The organism is Acetobacteroides hydrogenigenes (assembly GCF_004340205.1).
Classification (GTDB): Bacteria; Bacteroidota; Bacteroidia; order Bacteroidales; family ZOR0009; genus Acetobacteroides; species Acetobacteroides hydrogenigenes.
The window spans coordinates 58,835-84,149 of sequence record NZ_SLWB01000018.1 but is presented as its reverse complement, the minus strand read 5'-3'; the positions used below and the strand labels follow the sequence as shown (position 1 = coordinate 84,149).

The 25,315-nt window shown below is 40.5% G+C and carries 28 protein-coding genes; 25 read left to right on the top strand and 3 right to left on the bottom strand.

Features of this window, described 5'->3' with window-relative positions:
- Nucleotides 1–330 precede the first annotated feature (330 nt).
- Both CLV25_RS14610 and CLV25_RS14605 read left to right on the top strand, forming a co-directional pair.
- A complete protein-coding gene (locus CLV25_RS14610) occupies nucleotides 331–684 on the top strand; it encodes a DUF488 domain-containing protein (protein WP_131840403.1) in 354 nt (117 codons plus the stop codon).
- Between the two features lie 47 nt (nucleotides 685–731).
- Entirely contained in the window at nucleotides 732–1,070 is a 339-nt protein-coding gene (locus tag CLV25_RS14605; RefSeq protein ID WP_131840402.1) for a carboxymuconolactone decarboxylase family protein, read from the top strand.
- A gap of 97 nt (nucleotides 1,071–1,167) precedes the next feature.
- Here the strand turns inward: CLV25_RS14605 and CLV25_RS15970 are convergent, their stop codons facing one another.
- Nucleotides 1,168–1,323: a hypothetical protein gene (locus CLV25_RS15970; RefSeq protein WP_165877099.1), complete on the bottom strand. Its 156-nt coding sequence runs from the start codon at nucleotides 1,321–1,323 to the stop codon at nucleotides 1,168–1,170.
- Nucleotides 1,324–1,924: 601 nt separating this feature from the next.
- On the opposite strand from CLV25_RS15970, the gene CLV25_RS14600 reads away from it, so the two are divergent.
- The 11 genes from CLV25_RS14600 to CLV25_RS14550 all read left to right on the top strand — a co-directional run bounded on the left by CLV25_RS14600 (nucleotide 1,925) and on the right by CLV25_RS14550 (nucleotide 12,628).
- Complete coding sequence (locus CLV25_RS14600; protein ID WP_131840401.1) at nucleotides 1,925–4,084, top strand: ATP-dependent nuclease; 2,160 nt, start codon at nucleotides 1,925–1,927, stop codon at nucleotides 4,082–4,084.
- On the top strand, nucleotides 4,069–5,760 hold the full coding sequence (locus CLV25_RS14595) for a UvrD-helicase domain-containing protein (RefSeq protein ID WP_207895695.1): 1,692 nt from the start codon (nucleotides 4,069–4,071) through the stop codon (nucleotides 5,758–5,760). Before CLV25_RS14600 ends, CLV25_RS14595 begins: the two co-directional genes overlap by 16 nt.
- 106 nt (nucleotides 5,761–5,866) lie before the next feature.
- Nucleotides 5,867–6,436, top strand: coding sequence for a 3'-5' exonuclease (locus CLV25_RS14590; protein ID WP_131840400.1), 570 nt, complete (start codon nucleotides 5,867–5,869; stop codon nucleotides 6,434–6,436).
- Nucleotides 6,437–6,464: 28 nt separating this feature from the next.
- Entirely contained in the window at nucleotides 6,465–6,926 is a 462-nt protein-coding gene (locus tag CLV25_RS14585; RefSeq protein ID WP_131840399.1) for a DUF3761 domain-containing protein, read from the top strand.
- Between the two features lie 119 nt (nucleotides 6,927–7,045).
- On the top strand, nucleotides 7,046–7,186 hold the full coding sequence (locus tag CLV25_RS16195) for a zinc ribbon-containing protein (protein WP_131840398.1): 141 nt from the start codon (nucleotides 7,046–7,048) through the stop codon (nucleotides 7,184–7,186).
- 81 nt (nucleotides 7,187–7,267) lie between these two features.
- Nucleotides 7,268–8,374, top strand: a complete 1,107-nt coding sequence (locus tag CLV25_RS14575) for a PD-(D/E)XK nuclease family protein (RefSeq protein ID WP_131840397.1) — start codon at nucleotides 7,268–7,270, stop codon at nucleotides 8,372–8,374.
- A 157-nt stretch (nucleotides 8,375–8,531) separates the two neighbouring features.
- Entirely contained in the window at nucleotides 8,532–9,293 is a 762-nt protein-coding gene (locus CLV25_RS14570; RefSeq protein ID WP_131840396.1) for a transposase, read from the top strand.
- Between the two features lie 96 nt (nucleotides 9,294–9,389).
- A complete protein-coding gene (locus tag CLV25_RS14565) occupies nucleotides 9,390–9,941 on the top strand; it encodes a DUF2867 domain-containing protein (protein ID WP_131840395.1) in 552 nt (183 codons plus the stop codon).
- Between the two features lie 18 nt (nucleotides 9,942–9,959).
- A complete protein-coding gene (locus CLV25_RS14560; RefSeq protein WP_131840394.1) occupies nucleotides 9,960–10,541 on the top strand; it encodes a hypothetical protein in 582 nt (193 codons plus the stop codon).
- 362 nt (nucleotides 10,542–10,903) lie between these two features.
- The gene (locus tag CLV25_RS14555) at nucleotides 10,904–11,989 is read left to right on the top strand and encodes a DUF362 domain-containing protein (RefSeq protein ID WP_131840393.1); all 1,086 of its coding nucleotides are present in this window, start codon (nucleotides 10,904–10,906) and stop codon (nucleotides 11,987–11,989) included.
- 66 nt (nucleotides 11,990–12,055) lie between these two features.
- Nucleotides 12,056–12,628: a hypothetical protein gene (locus tag CLV25_RS14550; protein ID WP_131840392.1), complete on the top strand. Its 573-nt coding sequence runs from the start codon at nucleotides 12,056–12,058 to the stop codon at nucleotides 12,626–12,628.
- A 61-nt stretch (nucleotides 12,629–12,689) separates the two neighbouring features.
- Here the strand turns inward: CLV25_RS14550 and CLV25_RS14545 are convergent, their stop codons facing one another.
- The gene (locus CLV25_RS14545; RefSeq protein WP_131840391.1) at nucleotides 12,690–13,463 is read right to left on the bottom strand and encodes a class I SAM-dependent methyltransferase; all 774 of its coding nucleotides are present in this window, start codon (nucleotides 13,461–13,463) and stop codon (nucleotides 12,690–12,692) included.
- Nucleotides 13,464–13,751: 288 nt separating this feature from the next.
- Complete coding sequence (gene truA, locus CLV25_RS14540) at nucleotides 13,752–14,549, bottom strand: tRNA pseudouridine(38-40) synthase TruA (RefSeq protein WP_131840390.1); 798 nt, start codon at nucleotides 14,547–14,549, stop codon at nucleotides 13,752–13,754.
- Nucleotides 14,550–14,749: 200 nt separating this feature from the next.
- Between truA and CLV25_RS14535 the strand changes: the two genes are divergently transcribed.
- The 12 genes from CLV25_RS14535 to CLV25_RS14480 all read left to right on the top strand — a co-directional run bounded on the left by CLV25_RS14535 (nucleotide 14,750) and on the right by CLV25_RS14480 (nucleotide 25,312).
- Nucleotides 14,750–15,745, top strand: a complete 996-nt coding sequence (locus CLV25_RS14535; RefSeq protein ID WP_131840389.1) for an AAA family ATPase — start codon at nucleotides 14,750–14,752, stop codon at nucleotides 15,743–15,745.
- Nucleotides 15,746–15,890: 145 nt separating this feature from the next.
- The gene (locus CLV25_RS14530; protein ID WP_131840388.1) at nucleotides 15,891–16,775 is read left to right on the top strand and encodes a DUF58 domain-containing protein; all 885 of its coding nucleotides are present in this window, start codon (nucleotides 15,891–15,893) and stop codon (nucleotides 16,773–16,775) included.
- Between the two features lie 3 nt (nucleotides 16,776–16,778).
- Nucleotides 16,779–17,762: a hypothetical protein gene (locus CLV25_RS14525; protein WP_131840387.1), complete on the top strand. Its 984-nt coding sequence runs from the start codon at nucleotides 16,779–16,781 to the stop codon at nucleotides 17,760–17,762.
- A gap of 15 nt (nucleotides 17,763–17,777) precedes the next feature.
- Entirely contained in the window at nucleotides 17,778–18,761 is a 984-nt protein-coding gene (locus CLV25_RS14520; protein WP_131840407.1) for a vWA domain-containing protein, read from the top strand.
- Nucleotides 18,762–18,773: 12 nt separating this feature from the next.
- A complete protein-coding gene (locus tag CLV25_RS14515) occupies nucleotides 18,774–19,793 on the top strand; it encodes a VWA domain-containing protein (protein WP_131840386.1) in 1,020 nt (339 codons plus the stop codon).
- A gap of 4 nt (nucleotides 19,794–19,797) precedes the next feature.
- A complete protein-coding gene (locus CLV25_RS14510; RefSeq protein WP_131840385.1) occupies nucleotides 19,798–20,520 on the top strand; it encodes a tetratricopeptide repeat protein in 723 nt (240 codons plus the stop codon).
- 20 nt (nucleotides 20,521–20,540) lie between these two features.
- Nucleotides 20,541–22,346 (top strand): BatD family protein, encoded by a 1,806-nt coding sequence (locus tag CLV25_RS14505; protein WP_131840384.1) that lies wholly within the window; start codon nucleotides 20,541–20,543, stop codon nucleotides 22,344–22,346.
- A 1-nt stretch (nucleotide 22,347) separates the two neighbouring features.
- The gene (locus CLV25_RS14500; RefSeq protein WP_131840383.1) at nucleotides 22,348–22,920 is read left to right on the top strand and encodes a tetratricopeptide repeat protein; all 573 of its coding nucleotides are present in this window, start codon (nucleotides 22,348–22,350) and stop codon (nucleotides 22,918–22,920) included.
- Nucleotides 22,921–22,930: 10 nt separating this feature from the next.
- On the top strand, nucleotides 22,931–23,110 hold the full coding sequence (locus CLV25_RS15965; RefSeq protein ID WP_165877098.1) for an SH3 domain-containing protein: 180 nt from the start codon (nucleotides 22,931–22,933) through the stop codon (nucleotides 23,108–23,110).
- Nucleotides 23,111–23,214: 104 nt separating this feature from the next.
- Nucleotides 23,215–23,754 (top strand): glutathione peroxidase, encoded by a 540-nt coding sequence (locus tag CLV25_RS14490; RefSeq protein ID WP_131840381.1) that lies wholly within the window; start codon nucleotides 23,215–23,217, stop codon nucleotides 23,752–23,754.
- 113 nt (nucleotides 23,755–23,867) lie between these two features.
- Nucleotides 23,868–24,458 (top strand): DUF2179 domain-containing protein, encoded by a 591-nt coding sequence (locus CLV25_RS14485; protein ID WP_131840380.1) that lies wholly within the window; start codon nucleotides 23,868–23,870, stop codon nucleotides 24,456–24,458.
- Nucleotides 24,459–24,694: 236 nt separating this feature from the next.
- Complete coding sequence (locus CLV25_RS14480; RefSeq protein WP_131840379.1) at nucleotides 24,695–25,312, top strand: hypothetical protein; 618 nt, start codon at nucleotides 24,695–24,697, stop codon at nucleotides 25,310–25,312.
- Nucleotides 25,313–25,315: the final 3 nt, after the last annotated feature.

Here is a 25,315-nt window from a genome sequence, read left to right as displayed (position 1 = left end):
GGACTTTCGTTCAACCAGTCGGCTGAAGTCCTCCTTCGTCGACCACAAGTTACGTAATTTTTACTCGAAATGCTTGCTTTTTATCACAGTACCTCTTGGGAGGGGTGTTGGGGTGGGTAATGTCTCTTCATCTTTGCCTTTCATTTCTTTGTGCCCAAAGAAACGAAACAAAGAAAGGCTGTCGTGGCTACCCTCGACTCCGCTCGGGTAGCGCTCCGTTTGGGTAGTGCATCATGAAAATGCACGTTGTATTCGAGGTGACCGCTGAGCGAAGTCGAAGAGGTAGGTTGCCTCTGCTTTCGCATAAAATACATGGTAGCATTATCCATTATGAACGAAGTAAAAATTAAGCGAGTGTACTATGCGCCGGATGGTGACGACGGTACCCGTATACTCGTTGATAGGCTTTGGCCACGAGGCTTAACCAAAGAGAGGGCCTGCGTGGATGTATGGCTAAAGGATATTGCGCCCAGTACCGAACTTCGTAAATGGTTTGGGCACGATCCTGCCAAGTGGGAGCAGTTCAGGGAGCGTTACCATCGCGAGCTCGAAGCAAACGTTAATCTGGTTTCCCTTTTAAAGGAAAAGCTGAAAGGGGGAGCGGTAACGCTGCTCTTTGCCGCAAAAGATGCGGAGCATAACGAGGCGGTTGCGCTTCAGGAATGGCTTAACCGCAGGTCCTAAGGTGCGCTTTGCATCGTATCTTACAACGAATAAAAAAATAGCATATCATGAAAAACGATCAGCTTTACCCCGAATCGTCAAGAGAGATGTCCGAAAAGAGAGCCGCCCTTGCGCCCGAGATCTCGGAAGCCTTTGTAGGCTTTAGCAAGGCGGCGTTTAAGGAGGGTGCGCTATCCGAAAAAACAAAACAGCTTATAGCCGTTGCGGTAGCGCATGTAACCCAATGCCCATACTGCATACGCTCGCATACGCGGTTGGCCATGCGTAAGGGTGCCACCAAGGAGGAGATTATGGAGGCCATTTGGGTGGCGGCCGAAATGAGAGCCGGTGCAGCCTTCGCCCACGCAGCCCTAGCCGTCGACGAAATGGATAAGGTGAAGCCTTAACCGCTAGCCTTCGGCTATTCCAACGAATTATGGAACGCAAAAAAGGCAGCCCTAGGGGCTGCCTTTTCGTATGTTTGCGAGCGGTTGGCTCGTGGTGTTACTCCTTGCTTTCGTGGCGTACGCCGATGTCAATAATCTTACGGGCCGACTGGTAGGCGTTGTAGAACTCGGGCTCGCGGCGGCGCATAAGCTCCATTTGATGGTCGATCTGATCGGTGAGCAGCTCCTTGGCCTTACGGATAATCTCGTTCATCGACATTTTAGCCGCAACGCGGGTAGACTCCTCGCTGCGAGGCGTTGCCTATTGGCTTAAATGCGCTGTTAACTAATGTTTTGGATTTAACTGGTAAAGCACATTTGTTTCTATCCGAACCAGCTACAGATGCATCTGAGCAATCTTTAGATGCATCTTTCGAAGTAACAGATGCATCTGAACGATCTTTAGATGCATCTTTCGAAGTAAAAGATGCATGCTTTAGCGGTTAATAGCTAGTCGAATAGCTGTTTTATATCCCCACGAAGCTGCGGGCCGACCCGTAGCCACGCCAAGGTAGCCCGTAGCGGTAGAACATCTACCCGTAAACGAAGGGGCGGCGCCCAGCACCCCATCATGGCTACCCGTTAACCTAACGGCTACAGTTACCGAAATATTTAACCTTTGCCGTACAACCGTAGCGTATTTTAGCTACATTTCGCCCATCTATTTTAAATCGTAAACCTTTAGGTAAATATTATGGTAACTGGTATTTCATTGGCATCCTATTCGGGATGGAGGTTTACGAATTATTAAAGAACGATTGCAAGCGTAACAAATAGAAGAATAGCACTCTTATCATTTCGTTAAACACAACACAATGTATATATCAAAAATTAAAATTGACTCATTCCGTAATTTTAAATCACAGGAGATTGAATTTAGAGAGGGAGTGAATGTGATTATTGGACACAATAATGCAGGAAAATCTAACCTTCTAAGGGCTATTTCTTTAGTCTTAGACAGCAATAGATCACGTAGATTAGATGTAGATGATTTTCATAAAAATGTAACATTTGATGAATTAAAGGCTAAACCCCCGAAAATTTCGATTCAACTTACAATAAGTAAAGGAGAAAAAGAGGAACCTGATGATCTTGCAACAATAGGAAACTGGCTGACAAAGTTAGATGCCTCCTATGAGGCACAGCTTACTTATGAATTCTTTCTTCCTGAACAGGAACGAGAGAAATATATTGAAGAACTGGAGAGAATAACAGAGACAAATAAAGGTAAAGCAAAAGAGTTAGCTTGGAAAACAATTCGAAGAAGTTTTATTCGCTTATATACTTATAAAATATTTGGAGGTGATCTAAAAAACAGAAGTCAGGCAGACGCAGAATCATTACAAAAATTCGATTTTCAATTCTTGGATGCAATTCGCGATGTAGAAAGAGATATGCTGACCGGAAAGAATACACTATTACGAAATGTATTCCAATTTTTTCTTGATTACGATTTAAAAGCAGATATTAATACACAAGGAAATGAAGAGCAACTAAGAAGAAAGGAAGAAATAAGAGCGAGACAAGAAAAATTTGCATGTATTGCTGGTAGTGCGATATCTGAACTGCAAGAACGTATGTCTGGCGGCAAGGATCAAATACTATCGTATGCTAAGGATACTGGTGCATCTTTCAACAATGCAGAGCCAGATTTTGATGGAAGTATTTCCGAGATAGAGATGTTTTCTTCTTTGCAGTTGATAATTAAGTATACTACGGGTATTGATTTAACCATACCTGCTACGCATAACGGATTGGGTTATAACAACCTTATTTTCATGTCGCTACTGCTGGCAAAAATGCAGGTTGATGCAGATGGAGCCTATATGGGAAGTAATGCTAAAGTATTTGCAACATTGGCTATTGAAGAGCCTGAAGCACATTTACATCCTGCAATGCAGTATAAGTTTTTAAAATTCTTAAAAGAAGATAGAAATAAAGCGAGACAGATTTTTGTAACTACACATTCCACGCATATTACTTCTGCTGTTTCTCTTGATGAAATAGTTTGTCTTCATCAAGAAAACGGAGAAACTCATGTAGGTTATCCTCGTCTTGTTTTTCCACCCGATAATAAAAGTAAAAAGTATGTCCAACGATTTTTGGATGCAACTAAGTCGGATATGCTTTTTGCCCAAAAGGTTATACTAGTGGAAGGATTAGCAGAGCAACTATTACTTTCAATCTTTGCAAGATATTATGATTTACAAAGAAAAAGTGAGTACGATCAAACATCCCATGACGCAAGTGAAGTTTATCAACCTGTTAACCTAGAAGATAATCATGTTGCTGTAATTAATGTAGGAGGTCGTTATTTTAATCATTTCCTCTACTTATTTGATTCAAATAATCAGCATACAATAAATAAGAAAATTGCATGTTTGACAGATCGTGATCCTGTCCGTAAATTGAAAAGTGGCAAAGGTTCAACAACTATGAAATGCTATACTTTTGAAACAAATCAGGATAATAGTTCCTACGAGTATAGTAATCATGCTTCATTGCTCATTGATTCTTATAATAAGCATCCTAATATAAGATTCTTTAGCCAAGATGAATTGAAAGGAAAAACCTTTGAATATGATTTGGTAACCTTTAATCCTACATTCAAAGGTTTAGTAACAGAATCAACATCTAATAGTAAAGAGATTAAAGAATTAATGGGATGGTTTGAAGATTCGACAAAATCTGTAGCAGACTTTCTTGATAAACTTCCGAAAGGAACAACAGAGAATCCCAATACACAAAATGTAAGAATTGAAGAAGGTGTAAAAATCTGTAACTGGGCATCTGACGATGATAAGAAAAAAGCAATCATCGCCTCTCGATACCTAAATTCAGTAGGAAAAGGAGAAAATGCCTTAGAATTGGCATTTGCTCTAGAAGAGAATTTAGATAACTATGGTAAGGAATCTTATATACCATTTGAAGTACCAACTTATATCAAGGAGGCTATAGAATGGATATGCAAATAGATTCAAATCATATAGTTTCTAACATAGAACAACATTTTAAGGTCTCTGCAGGGCCTGGTGCTGGGAAAACCCATTGGCTGGTGCAGCATATTAAAAATGTACTGCACAATTCAAAACGGCTGAGTAAAACAAGAAAGATAGCCTGTATAACATATACCAATGTAGCAGTAGAAACAATATTAGACAGATTGGGTAACTATTCCGATCATGTTGAAGTTTCAACTATACATAGTTTTCTTTACAAGCATATAGTAAAGCCTTATGCTGTATTTATTGCAGATGAGTATGGTTTGAATATTGAAATAATGGATGGACATGATGATACAATACTTTCAAATTATTCATTTTTAGAAGAATGGAAAAAGAAGACACGGCAGTTTACAATAAGTGAATACAATGTTGTTCATGATGCATTTAGCAATTTAAAATGGAAATATGATTCAAATATGGATCTGATTTGTAAAACTGATCGTCCATTTAAGGCTGGTAAATATTCAATAAAAAACGATTCATATTTTGAATACAAACTTATGACATGGGAAAGAGGAATTATTCATCATGATGATGTTCTCTTTTTTAGTTATAAGATTATTCATAAGTTTCCTTTTGTATTGGAAGTCTTAAGAGCCAAGTTTCCCTACTTCTTTATTGATGAATTTCAGGATAGTAATCCTATACAGGTTAATATTATACAAAAGATTGGAGAAAGAGAGACTACTATTGGCATTATAGGTGATATTGCTCAGTCAATTTATGGATTTCAAGGGGCTGATCCTTCTCAGTTCTCAAGTTTTACATTAAATGGAATGCAATCTTACGAAATGATTCAAAATCGTAGAAGTACAAATAGTATCATTAATGCATTGAAATTAGTGAGAAAAGATTTGGAGCAAAAACCGTTTAGGAATAAGCAAGGAGAATTACCAAAAATATTATGCGGCGATCGTATCGTTGCATATACACAAGCACAAGTTTATTCTTCGCAAGAGAATGTTATTACTTTATCTAGAAATAATATCACAGCCAATGCTATGAAGCAACATTACAATGGGGGGCAATTGAATAATAAATTGTTTAATGAACTTCAGACCCAAGATACCAATACCGAACGTCGGTTAGTCATAAGTTCTTGTGTAAAAGGTGTTGAAATGGCTAGAGAACGTAAATTCAAGGATGCTATCAAGGAATTGATGGCGATTTATAAAAGAAATGTTCGTGATAAGGAGGATAGGAAAAAGAAAGCATTAAACGATCTACACTTTTTGATGGAACGCTATGATGTGTTTAAAGGAATGTCATTGTTGAATTTTCATTCATTTTTAAAAAGAGAACGATTTAGTGATATTTCAAACTTATCAAAAGGTGGTGCAAAAACATTCTACGAAAACCATAGTTATCAGGACTTAGCATTATGTGTGCGCGTACATGAAGACTTGAGTTCTCATAGAACAATTCATAATGCAAAGGGTGATGAATTTAATAATGTGTTATTGCTCGTAAATGACGAAAAGGATTTGGACTTTCTTAATTCACCAAACTTACAAGTAGACGAAGAACATCGAATTGCCTATGTTGCTTTGAGTAGAGCGAGAGAACGTCTTTTTATTTCAACACCAAGTCTTGATCTAAAAACGAGAAAAAAATTAGAGGGCGTGTTTAGTATAGAGGATGTGTAAACATATCTTTCAAATACAAACTAAGAATACAGACCCACTTAAAGTAATATTATCAAACCCAAGTTTTGTACAATAACATTTCAACAACTAATAAAAAAGAAACACTATGTACCTTTTCTTCGACACAGAAACAACTGGATTACCAAGAAACTGGAAAGCACCTGTAACGGATTTGAACAATTGGCCTAGGCTCGTTCAGTTAGCATTTTTGCTTTACGATAAAGCAGGGAATAAAATTGAAGGCGGAGATTTTATAATAAAACCTGAAGGATTTACAATTCCTGTTGATGCATCGAGTATTCATCGAATCACTACAGAACGAGCACTTCGTGAAGGACAACCATTATCTTCTGTGCTGCTTACTTTTCAGGATCTAATCAGCCAATCTGAAGTACTTGTTGCACACAACATGAGTTTCGACGAAAAGATTGTAGGCGCAGAATTTTTAAGAGCGGGTATGCATAACTCTATACCAGCTAAACATAAAATCTGTACAATGCAAAGCACTACAAATTTTTGTGCTATTAATGGCCCTTATGGTTATAAGTGGCCTAAGCTGTCTGAACTACATTACAAGTTATTCCGAACAGAATTTGAAGAAGCACATAATGCAGCAGCCGATATAAATGCTACTGCAAAATGTTTCTGGGAACTTAAAAGAATTGGGAAGATATAGTCTCCTTTTAACTATTTAATAGACAAACATGAAAAGATTCATCCTTCTTTTAGGCTTACTTTTCTTGACCATCTGTTCGTTTGGTCAAATAATGGTAACAACTGGTAATGTAAATTTTAGGACAACACCTGGGGTAAGTGAAAATAAGATATGTATAATACCTAAGGGTATCACAGTAACTATTGTTCAAGATTCCATTGAATCTGAAAATTGGACTAAAATATCCTATAACGGTAATACGGGATACGTTAGTAATTCATTTTTAAAAAGCATATCCACTTCGTCAAAACGGTATAATTACAGCAATACCTATGGTAGTACAGAAGTAAAGTACTACAAGAATTCAAAGGGAAACAAGGTTCAATCGCCAACATACTATAATACTGTACCTGCAGGTGCAACTGCTGTTTGTAACGATGGAACCTACAGCTTTAGCAACAGCAGAAGAGGCACATGCTCTCATCATGGTGGAGTAAGAAAATGGCTATAAAATAATTTTTACTTTAATACATTCTTTAGATTCAGTTCTAAGGTGTGGAGATTTTGATAAGGATATGCTTTCAGTCCTTTAAGTTGAAAGCATGGTAATAATTACTAACCTATTAACTTATGCCATCAACAGGTCAAAAACCAGGGAAAGGTACTTATAAATGTACCAAATGTGGCGTAGTTATCACATTAGATGATAACACAGACACATTACCTCCATGTCCAAAGTGTCATGGTTCCAATTGGGTAAAAATTGGATAAACTATTGGGGTTGTTCCTCGTTCGACTGAGGCTATAGCCTCAGTCGAACACCATTATATGCCATTTTAAAAAGACGACAAAGTGCAAACAGACTATACTAAATTACTGCTCAATTTTAAATCAATTCCTCAGTATAAGCGAACTAAAACGTTTATGGAAATTTGTGGATATCCACATTATGAAAATGTCTGTAGTAACATTTTACAGTTTTATCTTAACCCAAACAACGACCACGGACTCAGAGATTTAGTTCTTAGTTCGCTTTTAAAACTAATAGACACCGATTTTAAATTCGATAATGACTTTGAAGAAATTAAAGTTTACAGAGAATATAAGACTATAAAAGATAACAGGCTTGACCTGCTTATATTAACCGAAAATTATGCAGTTGGTATTGAAAACAAAATATTTCACCATTTACATAATGACTTAAACGACTACATGAAAACTGTTGAATCATTCTGTTATAATTCAAGAAAACCTATTTGCATAGTTTTATCTTTAAACAAATTGACATCCAAAGAAGATATTGAAAAGTTAAAAATCAATGATTTTATAAATGTTACATATGAGCACCTTTTCAAAAATATCAAGCATAACATCGGAAAGTATCTATCAAACTCTAACATCAGTTATATAAACCACTTTACAGACTTTATAAAATCAATAGAAAACCTAACTCCTAAGACAATGGAAAATAAAGTATTATGGACATTCTTTAAAAACAATTCGGAAGCAATTCAAGATTTGACTGATAGTTTTATTGAATATAAAAATTCTCTAAATCAAAAAATATATCAACTTAACGACACAATATCAAAAAATGAATTTGCTCCATTGGCTGATAAACAATGGATTTATAAAGAACCAAAATTATTGGTATTAGTGCATGACTATACAATTAAATCAAAATATAAAGTATCTATTGACACATATATTGGAATCAATGGATGGGAAATTCAACTATTTGGTCGCAACAATCAATCAACAGACTTTATTTTTAATACGATGTGCAAAGTCAATGATTTTTTGCCAAAACCATTTGAAAATTATGAAAGAAATAACAGACTTATTTATGAAAGATTTGAAACAGATGTTGACCTTTCAGTTATAGCAAAATCATTAACGGACTTATTGACTAGGGTTGAGAATTATAAAAAGCGGACAGATGAGAATAATGACATATAATTGATTGGGTTGCTCTAGCTGTGCGTAGCGTCCTCGCTACGCTTGGTTTAACGAGGCTTTTAGCCTGATAAATACAAACAGTAGCGGAAAGCAATAGAACCATAGAAGAAGTATTCGCTTATGTAGACTAGTAATATATTGATAATAGCTGCAGCCAATGGCAGACCGATTTAGAGATAGCTATCGCATACCTTCAGCCCGCATGCAACGCTGGGACTATGGTTGGAATGCCGCCTACTTTGTCACCATTTGTACGGCGCATCGCGAGCGCTACTTTGGCGAGGTTGTCGCTGGTTTGGATAACGATCAACCGGCAGTGCAGCTATCGGAAATAGGAGAGATTGCCAAACGGTGCTGGCAGGAGATACCTAAACATTTCCCGTTTGTGCTATTGGACGAATACGTGGTAATGCCCAACCATGTGCATGGCATTATCGTTATTAATAGGCAGGAGGGTTCTGTAGAGACGCCCAACCTGGGCGTCTCTAGCAACCTGGGCGTCTCAAACGCGTCACCAAGCCCTAACAATATCGTAAGCGTTGCCGATAATTCCATCGCGGGCATTTTAAATAAAATGTCGAATTCGGATATTGCAAGGAGGGATGTAGATGCGCCCAAATTGGTTCCCGAGACGCCCAGGTTGGGCGTCTCTACACGAAACGTTTCCGTTGATAATGGAACGGGTAATTCCCATTCAGCGGGCGGCAAAAACGACAAATGGGAATCTGGAACGTTGGGGGTTATTATTAACCAGTATAAGCGGGCATGCACCATTAATGCCCGTAAGATCCATGCCGATTTTGCCTGGCAAACGCGCTTTCACGACCATATTATCCGTAACGAGGAATCGTTTCAGCAAATCCGCAGCTACATTGCTGGCAATCCTGCTAGCTGGGAGGTTGATACGCTGTACGGGTAGTTTTGGTTGAGCGTACCATTCTTGCTACACTCAGCTAATCAAGGATGGGCGAAGCCGAAAGGAATATAAAAGTAGAGAGAACTAAATAAAAAAAGAATGAGGGTAGCTAAAGCAAGAATTCCAGAGGAATCAGTACTATACCCCAACTGTAGCACCTACAGCTACACCGATAGCTACGAGGGGATGGTAACCGACGAGCACAATAGGGCGAGCATTGAAGCATTTGGCAGGCTATTCCTAAAGCCAGGTCCTAAATGGGTCGATTGGCTTTTTGTGTTGCGAAATAGAATAGTGTCGGTATTTGGCCTTAAAACGCCCTCGAATAGGATGGATGCAGACTCCCTAAACAAGCTGGAATTTGAGCCGGGTAAGCAGGCGGGGCTTTTTAGGGTGTTCAGCGTTGCCGAAAATGAAATAGTCTTAGGGGAGGATGATAAGCATTTAAAGTTTAGAGTCTCCCTATTTTTAGATGGCGGTAAAAGCAATCAGCAGCAAAAGGTGGTAACGGTAACAACGGCCGTAGTGTTTAACAGCTGGTTTGGGCGTTTATACTTTATTCCTGTTAAGCCATTCCATAAGCTTATAGTTAGGACAGGGCTAAAAAGTAGCCTTAAGCAGCTGGAAGCAGAAGTCGCAGCATACAATTAACCTAAATAGTCAGATAGCATGAATTTTAAAAAATTTAGAATTAACCAGACGTTGCTTATCGAATTTGTTTCGGTATTCCTTGCCGTATTTCTCGGCTTTATGGCCAATCAGTGGCGCGATAGCTACAACAATAGCAAGCTGGCAAAGCAGACCGTAGAGAACATTCAGTTCGAGATCCGCAACAACTCCAAAACGCTTACAGGGATGCTGGCAAATCATAAGGTGCAGCAAAAAAAGATAGACCGGCTAATGGAGATAATCGATGATCCCAAGGCAACGGAAAATATAACGTTAGATTTACAGTTCAAGCTGATTAGCTCCAACTCGTGGGAAACGGCCAAGCTAACACAGGCTGTTGCCTACATGGATGTAAAGCAGGTATCCGATATTGCTGCCGTATACGAAATCCAGGAGTACTACAAGAATTTGGTGGACGATTTTACCAGAAGTACCAATGTCATTTCATCGGATGATGTAAAGGAGGCGAAAATTTCGCTTTTAAAGATAAAGCGAGCCTTAGGTAAAATTGTCCCCATGGAGTCGGATCTGCTGGTATATTATAGGGAGCTGCAGAAGAAGATTGCAAAAAGCGAAGAGTAGTACGACATAGTTAACCTTTGGGGGTAAGCAATGGCCATTGGGTAGAAAATATTAAGCCCCCGTTGAGAGACCTCCAATGCTGCTTGTTCGTAAAATGGGTCAGCACTATTCGGGGCTGTTCGTTAGGAGGGCGTTCCGGTCCCTCGGATGAAATGCGCGAGTATTATGGCTTAGTAACTTTGTAGCATGTTTCTGTTTTTTGGGCTATGCCTCTTCGAGTCTAAAGCAATAGCTGCAGCCTTATTGATGTAGAATTTGTAGATGCAGGGCTTACACACTATCGGTTGATGGTGTATTGCATAATTATTTTTACCTTTAAAAGGTTTAGTAGCAGGTAATCCGTTAATCTAAAATGTGAATCTATGGCTATCAAAAAAGCGTATTTGCTGCTCCTTATTTTGGGGTTTATGCTTGTGGGGAACAAATCGTACTCGCAAGCCGATAAGGAATCGTCTGTAGTTTACTTTACCGAGGATATTTCGCCCGATGGAGTTATGAAAATTTTTCAGCATGTAAAGGATCATGTAAAGGGTAATGTGGGCATTAAGGTGCACTTCGGCGAAGATGGAAACGAGTACTTTGTTCCGGCAACAATGGTAGAGCCGCTTTGCAAGGCGCTAAATGCTACCCTTGTGGAAACAAACGTTGCCTATAGAGGTCGTCGTAGCCAAACGGCTACCCATATCGAGCTGGCGCGCGATCACGGTTTTACGTTTGCGCCAATCGACATCCTAGATGAAGGTGGAATCTTAAGCTTACCAATTAAGGGTGGAACCCACTTTAAAACTGCATTGATAGGGAAGAATATCGAGAAGTACGAAACCATAGTTTACTTTACCCACTTCAAGGGGCACGGTAGTGCTGGTTTTGGTGGTTGTATTAAGAATGTGTCGATGGGTATGGCTGTTCCCCAAGGAAAGCGCGCCATGCACTTCAACAACTTTCCCAAGCCCGATAGCAGCAAGTGTATAGCTTGCGGCGATTGCGTTCGCGACTGTCCTGCAAATGCCATTACGCTGAATCCGTTGAAGATTAATAAGGAGAAGTGTATAGGCTGCGGAAAGTGTATCTCTACGTGCCACAACGGGGCTATTAGTAAGCCCGATGACGAGGAGCAAACAAAGCGCTTCCTCGAAGGGCTGGTTGAGTACGCTAAACCAGTGGTGGAGCTAAAGAACTCGGTTTTCTTCAACATTGTCATCAACGTATCGCCCAGCTGCGATTGCTCCGGCAATCCTAAAACCCCATTTGTTCCGAATATTGGGATTTTGGCTTCTACGGACATAGTTGCCATCGAGGCCGCCGCTCACGATTTGGTAGATAAAGCTCATCACTGCAACGATGCATTCCTAAAGGTCAATTCGGTAAGCGGAAAGCGTCAAATTGAGTACGCTTACCAGCTAGGAATGGGCAATATGAAGTATAAGCTGGTAAATATCGATAAGTGAGATCGTATAACGAAGAGTAAACGATTATATGTGTATTACGTCTAGCCACGTTAAAAAATTATTCAGATGAAAAAGATCAGATTGTTGCTGTTTGTCCTAGTCCTATTCTGCATTAAGGCGCCAGCATTTGCCCAAGGTTTTACACCTCCAGCAGAGTCGAACGCAGTGGTTTACTTTGTGAGGGTCTCGAACTACGGTTATGCCGTTTCGTTTGAGTATTTCGATAACGATAAGTTTATTGGAATATTTAAGGGCAAAAACTACATGCGCTACGAGTGCCCAGCCGGCGAGCGTCTTCTTTGGGCGTCATCGGAGGATAAGGAGTTCTTAAAGTGTAACCTAAAGGCTGGCGAAACCTACATCGTTCTGGTAAATATCGAAATGGGTGCGTGGAAGGCCCGAATAGGCTTAGAGCCAATTACTGCCGACCATAAGGTGTTTGAGCGCGCTAAAGAGCTGGTGCTTGCACAAAAACCGGTAGAAACTCCCGACGATAAGATTCAATCGACACAAAAGAAGCTTGAAGAGAGAGGGTTTATTCAGGAAATACTAAAGCGCTACGAGAACGAATGGAAGAACGCTAAGAACACGAAGGTAATTAGCGAGGATATGTTTATTCCGAAGGATAAGCTGAAGTAAAGCCTTGCCAAACGAAGGGTCGTTCTGCTTATAGAACGACCCTTCTTGGTTAGTTAACTACCTATATCTTCTTTCCGATATAGAAAACGTAGCCGTAGTACTCTTTATACTTGGCGTACAGCAGAGCCTCGTGACGTTGGTTTGCCACGAGATCTTCTGCAGTTCTGTTGCCGGCATACTTTTTCAAAAAGGCTTCCTGCATGGCTGCTTGGTGAACGTAGAAATGTTCAGTCCAGCAGTTCTCTGGTAGAATAAACGTTGCAATAGGCATATATCCGGCCTTTTGCAGCTGTGCTACCTTGTTCGAAATCGTATCGATTTCGGGATAGGCATCCATCCAAAACTCGTTGATCTCGACAGGGCGCTCTTCGGTAAACCATGATGCTTCGGTAACGGCAATATAGCCTCCTGTTTTCAGGAATCTACGCCACTCGTTAAGCCCACGTTCGAATCCTATATTGTAGATTGCACCTTCCGACCATATCAGGTCGAATTCCTCATTCCGAAAAGGAAGGTTATCCATAGAGCCTACTATACCTTTAACTCTACTCTGAAGGTTCAGCTTATGGGCATTAGAGTTGAACCGGTCGATAAATAAGGGGAAAAGGTCGATGCCGGTAATAGTACCTGGCGCATGCTGGGCCAGCACCATTGTCTGTCCTCCAGTGCCGCAGCCAATATCGGCGATTCGTGACTCGTTGGTAAGGTTGTCAATAAAACTCAATGCCTTAATGGTAACCTCTGGGCTACCGGGACCTTGTCGTTCAACGCTCGAAAAGTATTCGCAGATTAGGTTGAAGTCAAACTCGTGAATTGATTTATTTTCGTTACTCATGATGTTTAAAACTAAATTGTTGGAAGTTTGGCAAAAGAATATAGCTTATTCTTCACCATCCCTAAAGTTGAATAATATATAGACATGAAAATAACTCCGACATGCATATGTCTGAGTTGAATTAGGGGATAACCAAAGGCAGAATACCTAAGGTTATTTACTTCACAATATCCGTATTTGGTTTAAACATCCAAAGATTTTAGAGCGGTAAAGGTAGGCAATAGTTTGTATCAATGCTATGCAATCCGTTTATTTATTGTAATAGCGTTGAGTTACTACACCTAAATGCTAAAGCACAAACCTCGGGAAGCACTCCTCGATGTTTACATCCTCCTCGTAAACGCCTTTGGGGTAGTCTATCTTTGCTAGGAATAGCCCTTGCGATGGGGCAGATGTACCCGCCAAAGCCCTATCCTTACCGCAAATAATATCGTGCACCTGTTCGGGGGTAATCTTTCCTTTCCCAACCTCCAGAAGCGTGCCTACAATGGCACGAACCATGTTTCGGAGAAACCTGTCGGCTTGGATGACGAATACGTACTGATTAGGGGCGTATTCTATCCATTCGGCACGAGTAATGGTGCAATTGTTCGTTTTTACATCGGTATGCAGCTTGCTAAAACTGGTAAAATCGGTGTGGTCGAAAAGAATGGGCAGAGCCTCTTTAATTCGCTCTACATTTAGTTGTCCTTTAAAGTGGTAGGAGTAGTCGTTTATGTAGCTGTTTTTTGTGGTATGTAAAAAGTAGTTATATGTGCGCGATATGGCATCGAAGCGTGCATTTGCGCTATCGTCTACCCTTTTAATGCTATAGGCGGTGATGTCGGCAGGAAGAATGCAGTTAATCTTGTGAATGAGGTTCGAATTCGATTGTAGATCGTCTTTTACCGAGTCGAAATGGGCAACGAAGTAGGAGGCATGCACTCCCGTATCGGTTCGTCCAGCACCAATACTTTCAATGGGTTCGCGAAGAAAGGTAGATAGCGCATAGTTTAGCTTCTCCTGAACCGATGTGGCGTTTGGCTGAACTTGCCAGCCATGGTAGCTGGTTCCCTTATACGAAATGCGAATGAAGTAGCGAGGCATTACAATTTTTTTGGTAAAGATAGCGATAATGCTAAATTTGCATACCCTACTAAAATTCAAACAAATTGGTAGGATAATTAAACGAACCTTAGAGGTTAACCATATTTAACGCCATTTCTAAGGGCTTATAGAATAATGTGGAAAGTAAAGCCGTTAATTTGGTACTATAATCGAAATAAGAAACAAAAGATAATTCTTATATGAGTGAAGTTGTGAATATCAAGGAGCTAAACGAAAGGATTCAGCAGGAAAGTGCGTTTGTTGACATCATTAGCATGGAAATGAACAAGGTTATTGTTGGACAGAAACACCTTGTAGAAAGCTTAATGATTGGGCTTCTTTCTAATGGACACGTACTTTTGGAGGGGGTTCCAGGCCTTGCAAAAACGCTTGCCATTAACACTATGGCTAACATTATTGATGCTAAGTTTAGCCGTATACAGTTTACCCCCGACTTATTGCCTGCCGACCTTATTGGTACGATGATATACAGCCAAAAGAACGAGGAGTTCTCGGTAAAGAAGGGACCGGTTTTTGCCAACTTTATTCTTGCCGACGAAATTAACCGTTCGCCCGCCAAGGTGCAGAGTGCGCTACTCGAGGCTATGCAGGAGCATCAGGTTACCATCGGCGATTCATCGTTTAAGCTACCAGAGCCATTCCTTGTACTTGCTACTCAAAACCCATTGGAGCAGGAGGGAACCTATCCGCTTCCAGAAGCACAGGTAGACCGTTTTATGCTAAAGGTAATAATCAGCTACCCTAAGAAAGAGGAAGAAAAGCAGATTATTCGTCAAAACATTGTTGGCGAATTCCCTAAGGCAAACCGAGTGCTAAAGCCCGAGGATATTGTAAAGGCACGTCAGGTTGTTCGCGATGTTTATCTCGACGAGAAAATTGAGCGTTACATTGTCGATATTGTATTTGCAACCCGTGATCCTAAGAGCTACGGCCTAGGCAAGTTCGAAAATATGATCTCGTACGGGGGATCGCCACGTGCAAGCATATGCTTGGCACTAGCCGCAAAGGCATACGCATTTATAAAGCGTAGAGGATACGTTATTCCAGAAGATATTCGCGCCGTAGCATACGATGTTCTTCGTCACCGTATTGGATTAACCTACGAGGCCGAAGCCGAAAATATCACTACCGTAGATATTATTACCGAAATCCTTAATGCTGTTGAAGTTCCATAGTCCTAGAAGATACATTTTAGACACAAGATTTTAGAAGCAAGACACAAGGTACAGGATAAAAGATGCATGAATTACTACGAAAGGTTTAGATCATGCAGACACAAGTCTTGACACTTGATTCTTGATACTTGATACTTGAAAGCTTATGGAAACATCAGAACTGCTTAAGAAGGTTCGGAAAATAGAGATTAAGTCGCGCGGCCTTACAAATCAAATATTTGCGGGAGAGTACCATAGTGCTTTTAAGGGGCGAGGTATGGCTTTCAGCGAGGTTCGCGAGTACCAGTATGGAGACGATATTCGTAATATCGACTGGAACGTATCGGCGAGGTTTAACGATCCGTATGTCAAAATTTTTGAGGAGGAGAGAGAACTTACCGTTATGCTCCTAATCGATGTTAGCGGATCGAGCCATTTTGGAACACAAAAGATGTTTAAGAATGAGCTGATTGCCGAAATTGCTGCTGTGCTCTCTTTCTCATCCATTCAGAACAATGATAAGGTCGGAGTTATCTTTTTTAGTGATAAGGTGGAAAAGTTTATTCCTCCTAAAAAAGGTCGATCGCACATCCTTCGTATTATTCGTGAGATTATTGAGCTGCAGCCCGAAAGCAATAAAACCAATATTGCCGAAGCACTTCGCTACTTAACCAATGCCGTAAAAAAGCGTTGTACCGCATTTGTGCTTTCCGACTTTAACGATTTTGGCGATTTGCCCTCGGATATAAAGTTTGAGGAAGCGCTTAGGATTGCAGGGAATAAGCACGATTTGGGTGCCATCAAGATCTTCGACCCTCGTGAAGTAGAGCTGCCCAATGTTGGTTTGCTGGAGGCAGTTGATGCTGAAACAGGTGAGGTAATTTGGGTGGATACATCATCGGCTGCGGTACGTAAAACCTACAATCAATGGTGGAGCGATGCTCAAAATTCGCTTGCTACAGCTTTTGCCAAAGCCCGTGTGGACTGGGTAAGCGTTGCTACGAACGAAGATTATGTAAAACCATTAATAAAACTCTTTAAGCATCGATAGGTAATGGGAGTATTACGAAAATTTGTCGGCATTCTATCGCTTTTGCTTTTTGTTGGCTCGGCTGTAATTGCGCAGGATTTTAAGGTACGCCTCGATTCTTCTAAAATACTTATAGGGAATCAAACCGCGCTTACGCTGCAGGTTAAGCTTACGGATGGGAAGAAGGTGCGTTTCCCAAACTTGCCTGATACGCTTTCTTCGGGACTTGAGGTTGTTAGCCAGTTTGCAACCGACACTTCGGAGGTTGATAATGGGCTGCTTTTAACCAAGCGCTACCTTATTACATCGTTCGATTCTGGAAGCTACGTCGTGCCTCAAATTCCTGTGCTGTATTTTGATGGATCTAAAGTCGATACGCTTTACACACAACCTCTAAAGTTAAGGGTAAATACAGTAGCCGTAGATAGCACCAAGGTTCCCTTATACGGAATAAAGGAGAACATAAGGGCTCCCTATACATTTCAGGAAATAGCCTTGGCTATTCTGTCAATTCTTCTGTTAGTAGGAATCATCATTGCCATATACCGCTACTTTAGGAGAAGTAAGGATGAGCCCATATTTACCTTTAAGAAGAAGGTTATAGAGCCTCCTCATGTAATAGCATTTCGAGAATTAGAGCTGCTTAAGCAGAAGAAACTTTGGCAAAATGGGCATGTTAAGGAATACTATTCGGAGCTAACCGACATTCTTCGTGTATATATAGAGGAGCGTATGGGAATCAACGCAATGGAGATGACCTCTTTCGAAATCCTTGTTGCTCTTAATTCGAATGGCTATTCCAATAAGGCTATTTACGATAGGCTTATGGTTATGCTTAATACGTCGGACCTAGTGAAGTTTGCAAAGTATGGCGCAGACCCTATCGAAAATGATAGCGCAGCGAACTGCGTATACGACTTTATTGATGATACCAAAGAAGTTGCTTTTGCTGTAGAAGCATCCAGCAGCAGCGAAGCTAAGGAGCCATCATCAAACGAAAACATCTAGAATTTTATGAGTGGCATAATATTACATAATCCGAATTATCTATACTTGCTGTTGTTGCTTGTACCTCTAGTAGTTTGGTATATAATCAGGAATAAGCACTTTACGCCAAAATTGAAGGTGTCGTCGGTAGCGCAGCTCAAAAATGTTAAGTCATCAACTCGCCGTAGGCTTCGCCACATACCTTTTATATTAAGGTGCTTGGCTATTGCCTTGATTATATTTGCGCTTGCACGACCTCAATCGACCCATAGCAAGAACGATATAACGACAGAAGGTATTGATATTGTTTTGGCAATGGATATTTCGAGCAGCATGCTTGCCCAAGATTTTAAGCCAGATAGAATATCAGCGGCAAAAAATGTCGCAATTCAGTTTATAACCGATAGGCCGAACGATAGAATTGGGATGGTTGTTTTTTCGGGCGAAAGCTTTACCCAGTCTCCACTTACTACAGACCATGCTGCGCTCATAAATCTTACCAAAGAGATAAAAAGCGGCATGCTCGAAGATGGTACAGCGATAGGGAATGGCTTGGCAACATCGGTTGCTCGCCTAAAGGAGAGCAAAACAAAAAGCAAGGTGGTTATTCTTATGACTGATGGCGAGAACAACCTTGGGGAAGTCGCACCTCTTACAGCAGCCGAAATCGCAAAAACCTTTGGCGTTCGTGTTTACACCATAGGGGTGGGTACGCGCGGCAGGGCACTAACACCAATGGCCACCGATTTTGGAGTGCAAATGGGCTATGCCGATGTTAAAATAGATGAGAATTTGCTTAGAAAGATATCTCAGATTACCGGAGGCGAATACTTTAGAGCCACCGATAATACAAAGCTTGCTGAAATCTACAATAAGATTAACGAGCTTGAGCGCACTAAGTTTCAAGTTGACAGGTATACTAAAAGGAGCGAGGAGTTTGGTCTTTTTGCGCTTCTTGCCGTTGCTATACTATTGCTAGAAGTTCTATTTAGATATTTGATTCTTAAGAGAATTCCTTAAAACTGTTGGTTCATGTTTAGATTTGCACAACCAGTATACTTTTATTTGCTGCTAGTAATCCCAGTCTTGGTGGTGCTATACTACTACTTTGTACGTACTCGCCGTAGGAATATGGAGCAGTACGGGCAACTTCCGATTATTAGTCTGCTTGCGCCAAATGTATCATACAAGCGCTTAAACCTGAAATTTATACTTTTCTGTATCGCATATGCAATTGTTGTACTCGCATTAGCACGACCACAGTTTGGGTCTCGAATAAAGGAGGTTAAAAATAGAGGCGTAGAAATTGTGGTAGCGCTTGATGTTTCGAATAGTATGCTTGCCGACGATTTTAAGCCTGATAGATTATCGACAGCAAAGCTGGCCCTATCGCGTTTGGTTGATAAACTTCGAGACGACAGGCTTGGTTTGGTAGTATTTGCAGGTGATGCCTATACACAGCTACCGATTACCTCAGATTTTGATGCCGCAAGAATGTTCTTCAATACCATTAATCCAAACATGGTTCCCCAGCAAGGAACGTCGTTAGGTAAGGCTATTAATTTGGCGACAAAATCTTTCTCAAGTGCTTCCAAAACGTCTCGTGTGCTTATTGTAATCTCGGATGGCGAAAACCATGAGGACGATCCAATAGCAGCTGCCGAAGAGGCAAAAAAGAATGGCGTAAAGATTTATACGGTTGGCGTTGGGCAGCCACAGGGGGCACCAATACCTGTAAGCGGAGGCTTTCTAAAGGATAAGGATGGAAACATTGTGATTACACGTTTAGACGAGAAAACGCTACAACAGATTGCCACTGCAACCGGAGGTAAGTACATTAGGGCTACCGGTAGCAACTTCGGGTTAACGGATATCCTTAGCGATGTCAGAAAAATGGATAAGATGGAAATGAAGTCGTATGTCTATGAAGACTACGACGACCAGTTTCAGGTATTGCTGCTAATGGCGCTTTTCGTCTTACTTCTCGATTCTATTATAGTGCAAACCAAGAATATTTGGTTAAGCAAAGTTGATATATTTAAAAGTAGGTAAAGCCATGATGAGGTATTGCATTTTTGTTGCACTTTTATTTGTTTCTTTATCTTCGCTTGGACAAGCACGCAAACTTATCCGAAAGGGGAACAAGGAGTTTGATAAGGGCAACTATTCGCAGGCAGAGCTAAGCTTCAGACAAGCGCAGGCTGTTGATACTGCATCGGGTGATATTACCTATAATATAGGTAATTCGCTTTACATGCAGAAGAAGTACGATAAGGCATTAGGGGAATACCAGAAAAGCTTACAGCAAACAAAAGATCCAGGTCGTTTAGCAACGAACCTTCATAATGCCGGAAACGCTTTGTTTAAGTTGAATAAGTACCAAGAAAGTGTTGAAGCTTATAAGAAGGCGCTTCGACTTAACCCTAGCGACAATCAAACTCGATACAACCTTGCTCTTGCACAGCAGAAGTTAAAGGATCAGCAGAAAAACAACAATCAAAACAACAAGAACAACAAGGATCAAAATAAGGATAAGAACAAGCAAAATAAGAACGACAATAAGGATAAGAAGAACGATCAGAAGAAGGATAACAAGGATAATAAACAAAACCAGAACCAGAACCAAAAGCAGCAGCAACAACAACAGCAACCCAAAATTTCGAAGCAGGATGCTCAACGGATGCTGGATGCGCTGCAAACAGGTGAAAATAAGGCACAAGAACGAGTAAAGGCTCAGAAGATGAAAGCACAAACTCGTAAGCCAGAGAAAAATTGGTAGTGTAGTAATTACATAACGATATGAAACGAATATTAGCGATAGTTGCTTTACTTACAGTTGCGTTAGGTGCTTTGGCTGATAATGTTACCTTCGTGGCGCGTGCACCTCGTGTGGTTGCTGTTGGCGAACAATTTCAGCTCAAGTTTGATGTGAACGTAATGCCCGACGATTTTTACAATCCCGACATTAAAAACTTTGAGGTTTTGGCAGGACCTAATATGTCGCAGTTTCAGAGTACTACTATAGTTAATGGGCAAGTTTCCTCAAAAAATTCGATCTCGTATACCTATATACTAGAGGCAACCCGAGAAGGTAAATTCTCAATTCCTGCTGCTGTTGTAAAAATTAATGGCAGAACCTATACCTCGAATAGCTTAGTTATTGAGGTTGTGAAAGGAGACGCATCGGCATCTAGCCGTGGATCAGCAGGTAGTGTACGTGCACCAAAGGGGGCTAGCAATGGTTCGGTATTTCTTAGAATGGAGGTAAACAAATCATCTTTGTACCGAGGTGAGTACCTAATTGCAACGCTAAAGTTGTACACTAGGGCCGATTTGGAAGGTCTTGGCGAACCAAAATTCCCATCATTTAATGGATTCTGGAACCAGGTAGTGGAGGATAACGACCTTCGTCTAAATTTTGTTCGAGAAAAGTATAACAACAAGGTTTACGATGCTGCTGTAATACGTCGCTACGTGCTATTTCCTCAGCAGGTTGGTAAGTTAGTTGTTGATCCATTCGAGCTTACCGCATCAATAGTAGAGCACACTGCTCCTCAAAGTGCTTTTGATGCTTTCTTTGGAGGTGGAGGAACACGTGCACGCAAAAGACTGGCTAGTGCACCTATTTCCATTAATGTAAAAGAACTTCCAACTGGTGCACCTTCTTCGTTTAATGGTGCCGTTGGTTCGTTTACGGTTACAGCTTCTCTCTCTAAAAATAAGGTAAGGGCAAATGATGCGGTCAATTTGGTGGTAAAGGTTTCGGGTTCTGGCAATGTGAAACTGGTTGAAGCACTCAAGGTTAACTTCCCTGCCGATTTTGATACTTTTGATCCAAAGGTTAGCGATAACGTAAAAACAACTGCGGCTGGATCGTATGGGGTTAAAGTCTTCGAGTATTCGTTTATTCCTAGAAGCCAAGGCAAGTACACAATTCCTGCTTTAGAATTCTCGTATTTTGACACAAAAACAAACAGATACAAAACAGTAAAGACACAGAGCCAGACTATTGACGTTGCTCCCGATCCAACAGGAGGGGCACGTAATGGCTTACAAGGCGGTGCCGATAAGGAGAGTATTAAACTATTAGGACAGGATATAAAGTACATTAAGGTTGGCTCTACAATCTTAACTCCTAAGGGCGACTACTTCTTTAATACAGCAACTTACTGGTTAGTGCTTCTATTGGCATTTGTCGCTATTGTTGCTTCGTTTATGTTTTTGGCTAAACGAGAACGCGAAAATGCAGATGTGGCTTTCATAAAGAATAAGCGCGCTAATAAAGTAGCCTACCAAAGGCTCAAAAAGGCAGAGGTGCTGATAAAATCGGGTGATACTCATGGTTTTTACGAGGAAATGCTAAAAGCACTTTGGGGATATCTTAGCGATAAGCTGGCAATTCCGGTTTCCGATCTTTCAAAAGAACGTGCAGCACAGCTGTTGGTTTCTAAAGGTGCCGATGGAGAAACCATTAAAACCCTTACCCAAATTATAGAAGAGTGCGAATTTGCTCGTTATGCACCAGGTGGTCAGGGTGAAGAGAAGTCGGACCGATTTAACCATGCAGTTGAAATTATTAGCAAACTTGAACAATTGAAGAAGTAGCATGAAAAAGATATTTACCATAGTTGTTGCGTTGTTTGGTCTTTTAGGCTTAGCAAACGCTCAAAATCTTGAAGAAGCATTTGAGCAAGGCAATAAGCTATATGCCGAAGGTAATTTTAAGGCTGCTGCCGCTCAATACCAAAAGGTTATTGATGGAGGATACTCGTCGAGTAAGCTGTACTACAATGCGGGCAATGCATACTATAAGCAGAAAATGTATGCAAAGGCCATTCTTAACTACGAACGAGCCTATAAGCTAAATCCCTCCGATGGAGATATAAATCACAACTTAAAGCTGGCACGACTCCAGATTAGGGATAACGTTGATTCTATTCCTACCTTCTTTTTGGTAAACTGGTTTAACGGCATTCGTAATCTTTTAGGTGCAAATGGCTGGGCATGGCTAAGCCTGATCTCTTTTGTGCTTGCTGGTGTTTTATTCATTTGCTACTATTTTACAGGGACTCTTTTAGTTAAAGATAACCTTCGGATCTTCGGCACTATTTCTTTGCATTTTCTTTTTTGCAGTATGGACAGCGCAAGTAAAGACAAAGCAGGTAAAGCATCCTGCTGATGCCATTGTATTGTCGCCAGTGGTTGTTGTTCGAAGTTCTCCTGATCAGAATGGGAAAGATTTATTCATTGTACACGAGGGTATTAAGGTTACGTTTACCGAAACGCCACCAGTACCCGGTTGGCGCGAAATAAAAATTGCAGATGGAAATACAGGTTGGGTAGAGGCCAACACTTTTGAGGTGATCTAAAACTAAAACGATGCATAAAAAGGAGGGAGGTAACTGCGGTTGCTTCCCTCTATCTTTTATAAACAAATCCGTTAATGCTGTGTTTGTACACAAAAAATAGTGTCATGAAGAAATTGCTCGTGTTTGGATTGTTTTTGTTGCCATTTATAGTAACGGCACAGACAAAAACGTTTTACGACTTTAAGGTACTTACCATTGATGGAGAGGAGATTAGTCTCACTTCTTTTAAAGGAAAGAAGGTGCTGGTTGTAAATGTTGCCTCAAAATGTGGTTTAACCCCTCAGTATGAAGATCTCGAAGAGCTCTACCAGAAGTATAAAGATCAGAATTTTGTGGTGATCGGTTTCCCTGCAAACAATTTTTTGGGACAAGAACCCGGTACTAATGAGGAGATAAAACAATTTTGCACATCAAAGTACGACGTTACTTTTCCTATGATGGCTAAAATATCGGTAAAGGGGGATGATATTCACCCACTATACAGGTGGCTTACTGAAAAGGAGCAAAATGGAGTACTTGATGCTAAGGTAAAGTGGAACTTTCAAAAGTTTATGGTTGATGAAAATGGGAAACTTGTAGGATTTGCAGCGCCTAGCGAAAAGCCCAATAGCGAAAAGATTATAAAATGGATTAACAATCAATAAATGAGAGCTGGTTAACAGCTCTCTTCTTTTTATAAGCAGGAAAAAGGTATCTCAATAATTTTAACTCTCAATTTATTTGCCTACATTTCGGTAAATGTACCAATGTTTGAGATATGGAATTCTTGCTAAACAGCCCATACTTTACCTATCTGGTTCTGCCTATTCTGATATTTTGTGCTCGAATATGCGATGTGACTTTTGGTACAATTCGAATTATTCTGGTTTCCAAGGGTATAAAGAGCATAGCGCCAATTCTAGGCTTTATAGAAGTGTTTATTTGGATATTGGCCATCAGCCAAATTATGGCAAACCTTAATAACTGGGTTTGCTATTTTGCGTATGCGGCAGGATTTGCTACAGGTAACTATGTAGGCATGATTCTGGAAGAACGACTTGCAATGGGAACCTTGATTCTTAGAATTATGATTTCTGAAAATGCAGAGCAACTTGTTAAGGCACTAAACAAGGAAAATTTTGGATCTACTACGGTGCATGCAGATGGGGCACAGGGCAAGGTTGATTTAATTTACACCATTGTAAATAGGAAAGATTTGGGGAAAGTAGAAGATATTATCAAGCAGTTTAACCCAAACGCCTTTTATTCTATAGAGGAAGTTAAGAAGGTAAATAAAGGCGTTTTTCCTCGAAATTCAAGAACACGTAATGCCCTAATAGAAAGTTTCTGGAAGAGAGGCTATAAATAGCCACATCTTCGATGTATCGCTTATACCTTTAGATAGGATAAGTGAGCATAATTTGAAGCAATCGCACTGAGATTGAAGCATATTTAACAATGTAATCGGATGGATTGATTGGTAAAATAGTATTTTTGGCTACCTGGTAAATGCTAATTTTCTTTACTGAGAAAGGTCCGTTCTTTTAAATTGAAGATAGAAGTTTAACAAAATAAGTGTCCTTCGGGAAGAAATGGAGGTTTAATATGCAAAATAAGCTTCAAGAGCTAACAGATAAGCTCTATAAAGAAGGCTTAAGCAAAGGGACTGCAGAGGCTGAGCAAGTTTTAGCGAAAGCTAAGGCCGAAGCTCAACAGATTATTCAGCAAGCCCAGAAAGAGGCTGATCTAATAATTTCGAATGCCAAGCATTCTTCTGCAGAAATTGCAAAAAACACAGAGGCTGAACTTAAGATGGCCGCACGTCAAACCGTTAATTCGGTTAAGCAACAGGTAGAAGAAACTATCGCTGCAAAGGCAATTACACCATCGGTTAACGCTGCTTTTGCAAGTCCTGACTTTATTCAGGCAATTGTTAAGGAGGCTGTGGCTCGATTCAATCCTTCTAGCGAAGAGGAAAATGTATTAACTGTTTTGCTACCAAAAGATAAGCAAGAACAGCTTCAGGATTACTTCTTTAGTAAGGCTGGCGAAGCTCTAAGTGTATACCTTGACGTTCAGTTTAGCAAGACGGTTAAATCTGGCTTTAAGATTGCGCCTAAGGATGGTGGGTACCAGATTAGCTTTACCGAGCAGGATTTCGACAACCTATTTAAGTCATTCCTTCGCCCACGTCTTGTAGAACTTCTCTTCGGAGGTAAATAAGGT

What these genes read in the sequence shown, in the direction of transcription:
- CLV25_RS14530 (WP_131840388.1), top strand. Translation starts at nt 15,891, where the DNA reads ATGGAAACATCAGAACTGCTTAAGAAGGTTCGGAAAATAGAGATTAAG.
- CLV25_RS14510 (WP_131840385.1), top strand. Translation starts at nt 19,798, where the DNA reads ATGATGAGGTATTGCATTTTTGTTGCACTTTTATTTGTTTCTTTATCT.
- CLV25_RS14545 (WP_131840391.1), bottom strand. Translation starts at nt 13,463, where the DNA reads ATGAGTAACGAAAATAAATCAATTCACGAGTTTGACTTCAACCTAATC.
- CLV25_RS14490 (WP_131840381.1), top strand. Translation starts at nt 23,215, where the DNA reads ATGAAGAAATTGCTCGTGTTTGGATTGTTTTTGTTGCCATTTATAGTA.
- truA (WP_131840390.1), bottom strand. Translation starts at nt 14,549, where the DNA reads ATGCCTCGCTACTTCATTCGCATTTCGTATAAGGGAACCAGCTACCAT.
- CLV25_RS16195 (WP_131840398.1), top strand. Translation starts at nt 7,046, where the DNA reads ATGCCATCAACAGGTCAAAAACCAGGGAAAGGTACTTATAAATGTACC.
- CLV25_RS14600 (WP_131840401.1), top strand. Translation starts at nt 1,925, where the DNA reads ATGTATATATCAAAAATTAAAATTGACTCATTCCGTAATTTTAAATCA.
- CLV25_RS14595 (WP_207895695.1), top strand. Translation starts at nt 4,069, where the DNA reads ATGGATATGCAAATAGATTCAAATCATATAGTTTCTAACATAGAACAA.
- CLV25_RS14560 (WP_131840394.1), top strand. Translation starts at nt 9,960, where the DNA reads ATGAATTTTAAAAAATTTAGAATTAACCAGACGTTGCTTATCGAATTT.
- CLV25_RS14585 (WP_131840399.1), top strand. Translation starts at nt 6,465, where the DNA reads ATGAAAAGATTCATCCTTCTTTTAGGCTTACTTTTCTTGACCATCTGT.
- CLV25_RS14605 (WP_131840402.1), top strand. Translation starts at nt 732, where the DNA reads ATGAAAAACGATCAGCTTTACCCCGAATCGTCAAGAGAGATGTCCGAA.
- CLV25_RS14480 (WP_131840379.1), top strand. Translation starts at nt 24,695, where the DNA reads ATGCAAAATAAGCTTCAAGAGCTAACAGATAAGCTCTATAAAGAAGGC.
- CLV25_RS15970 (WP_165877099.1), bottom strand. Translation starts at nt 1,323, where the DNA reads ATGAACGAGATTATCCGTAAGGCCAAGGAGCTGCTCACCGATCAGATC.
- CLV25_RS14505 (WP_131840384.1), top strand. Translation starts at nt 20,541, where the DNA reads ATGAAACGAATATTAGCGATAGTTGCTTTACTTACAGTTGCGTTAGGT.
- CLV25_RS14485 (WP_131840380.1), top strand. Translation starts at nt 23,868, where the DNA reads ATGGAATTCTTGCTAAACAGCCCATACTTTACCTATCTGGTTCTGCCT.
- CLV25_RS14535 (WP_131840389.1), top strand. Translation starts at nt 14,750, where the DNA reads ATGAGTGAAGTTGTGAATATCAAGGAGCTAAACGAAAGGATTCAGCAG.
- CLV25_RS14515 (WP_131840386.1), top strand. Translation starts at nt 18,774, where the DNA reads ATGTTTAGATTTGCACAACCAGTATACTTTTATTTGCTGCTAGTAATC.
- CLV25_RS14525 (WP_131840387.1), top strand. Translation starts at nt 16,779, where the DNA reads ATGGGAGTATTACGAAAATTTGTCGGCATTCTATCGCTTTTGCTTTTT.
- CLV25_RS14565 (WP_131840395.1), top strand. Translation starts at nt 9,390, where the DNA reads ATGAGGGTAGCTAAAGCAAGAATTCCAGAGGAATCAGTACTATACCCC.
- CLV25_RS14555 (WP_131840393.1), top strand. Translation starts at nt 10,904, where the DNA reads ATGGCTATCAAAAAAGCGTATTTGCTGCTCCTTATTTTGGGGTTTATG.
- CLV25_RS14610 (WP_131840403.1), top strand. Translation starts at nt 331, where the DNA reads ATGAACGAAGTAAAAATTAAGCGAGTGTACTATGCGCCGGATGGTGAC.
- CLV25_RS14550 (WP_131840392.1), top strand. Translation starts at nt 12,056, where the DNA reads ATGAAAAAGATCAGATTGTTGCTGTTTGTCCTAGTCCTATTCTGCATT.
- CLV25_RS14500 (WP_131840383.1), top strand. Translation starts at nt 22,348, where the DNA reads ATGAAAAAGATATTTACCATAGTTGTTGCGTTGTTTGGTCTTTTAGGC.
- CLV25_RS14590 (WP_131840400.1), top strand. Translation starts at nt 5,867, where the DNA reads ATGTACCTTTTCTTCGACACAGAAACAACTGGATTACCAAGAAACTGG.
- CLV25_RS14570 (WP_131840396.1), top strand. Translation starts at nt 8,532, where the DNA reads ATGGCAGACCGATTTAGAGATAGCTATCGCATACCTTCAGCCCGCATG.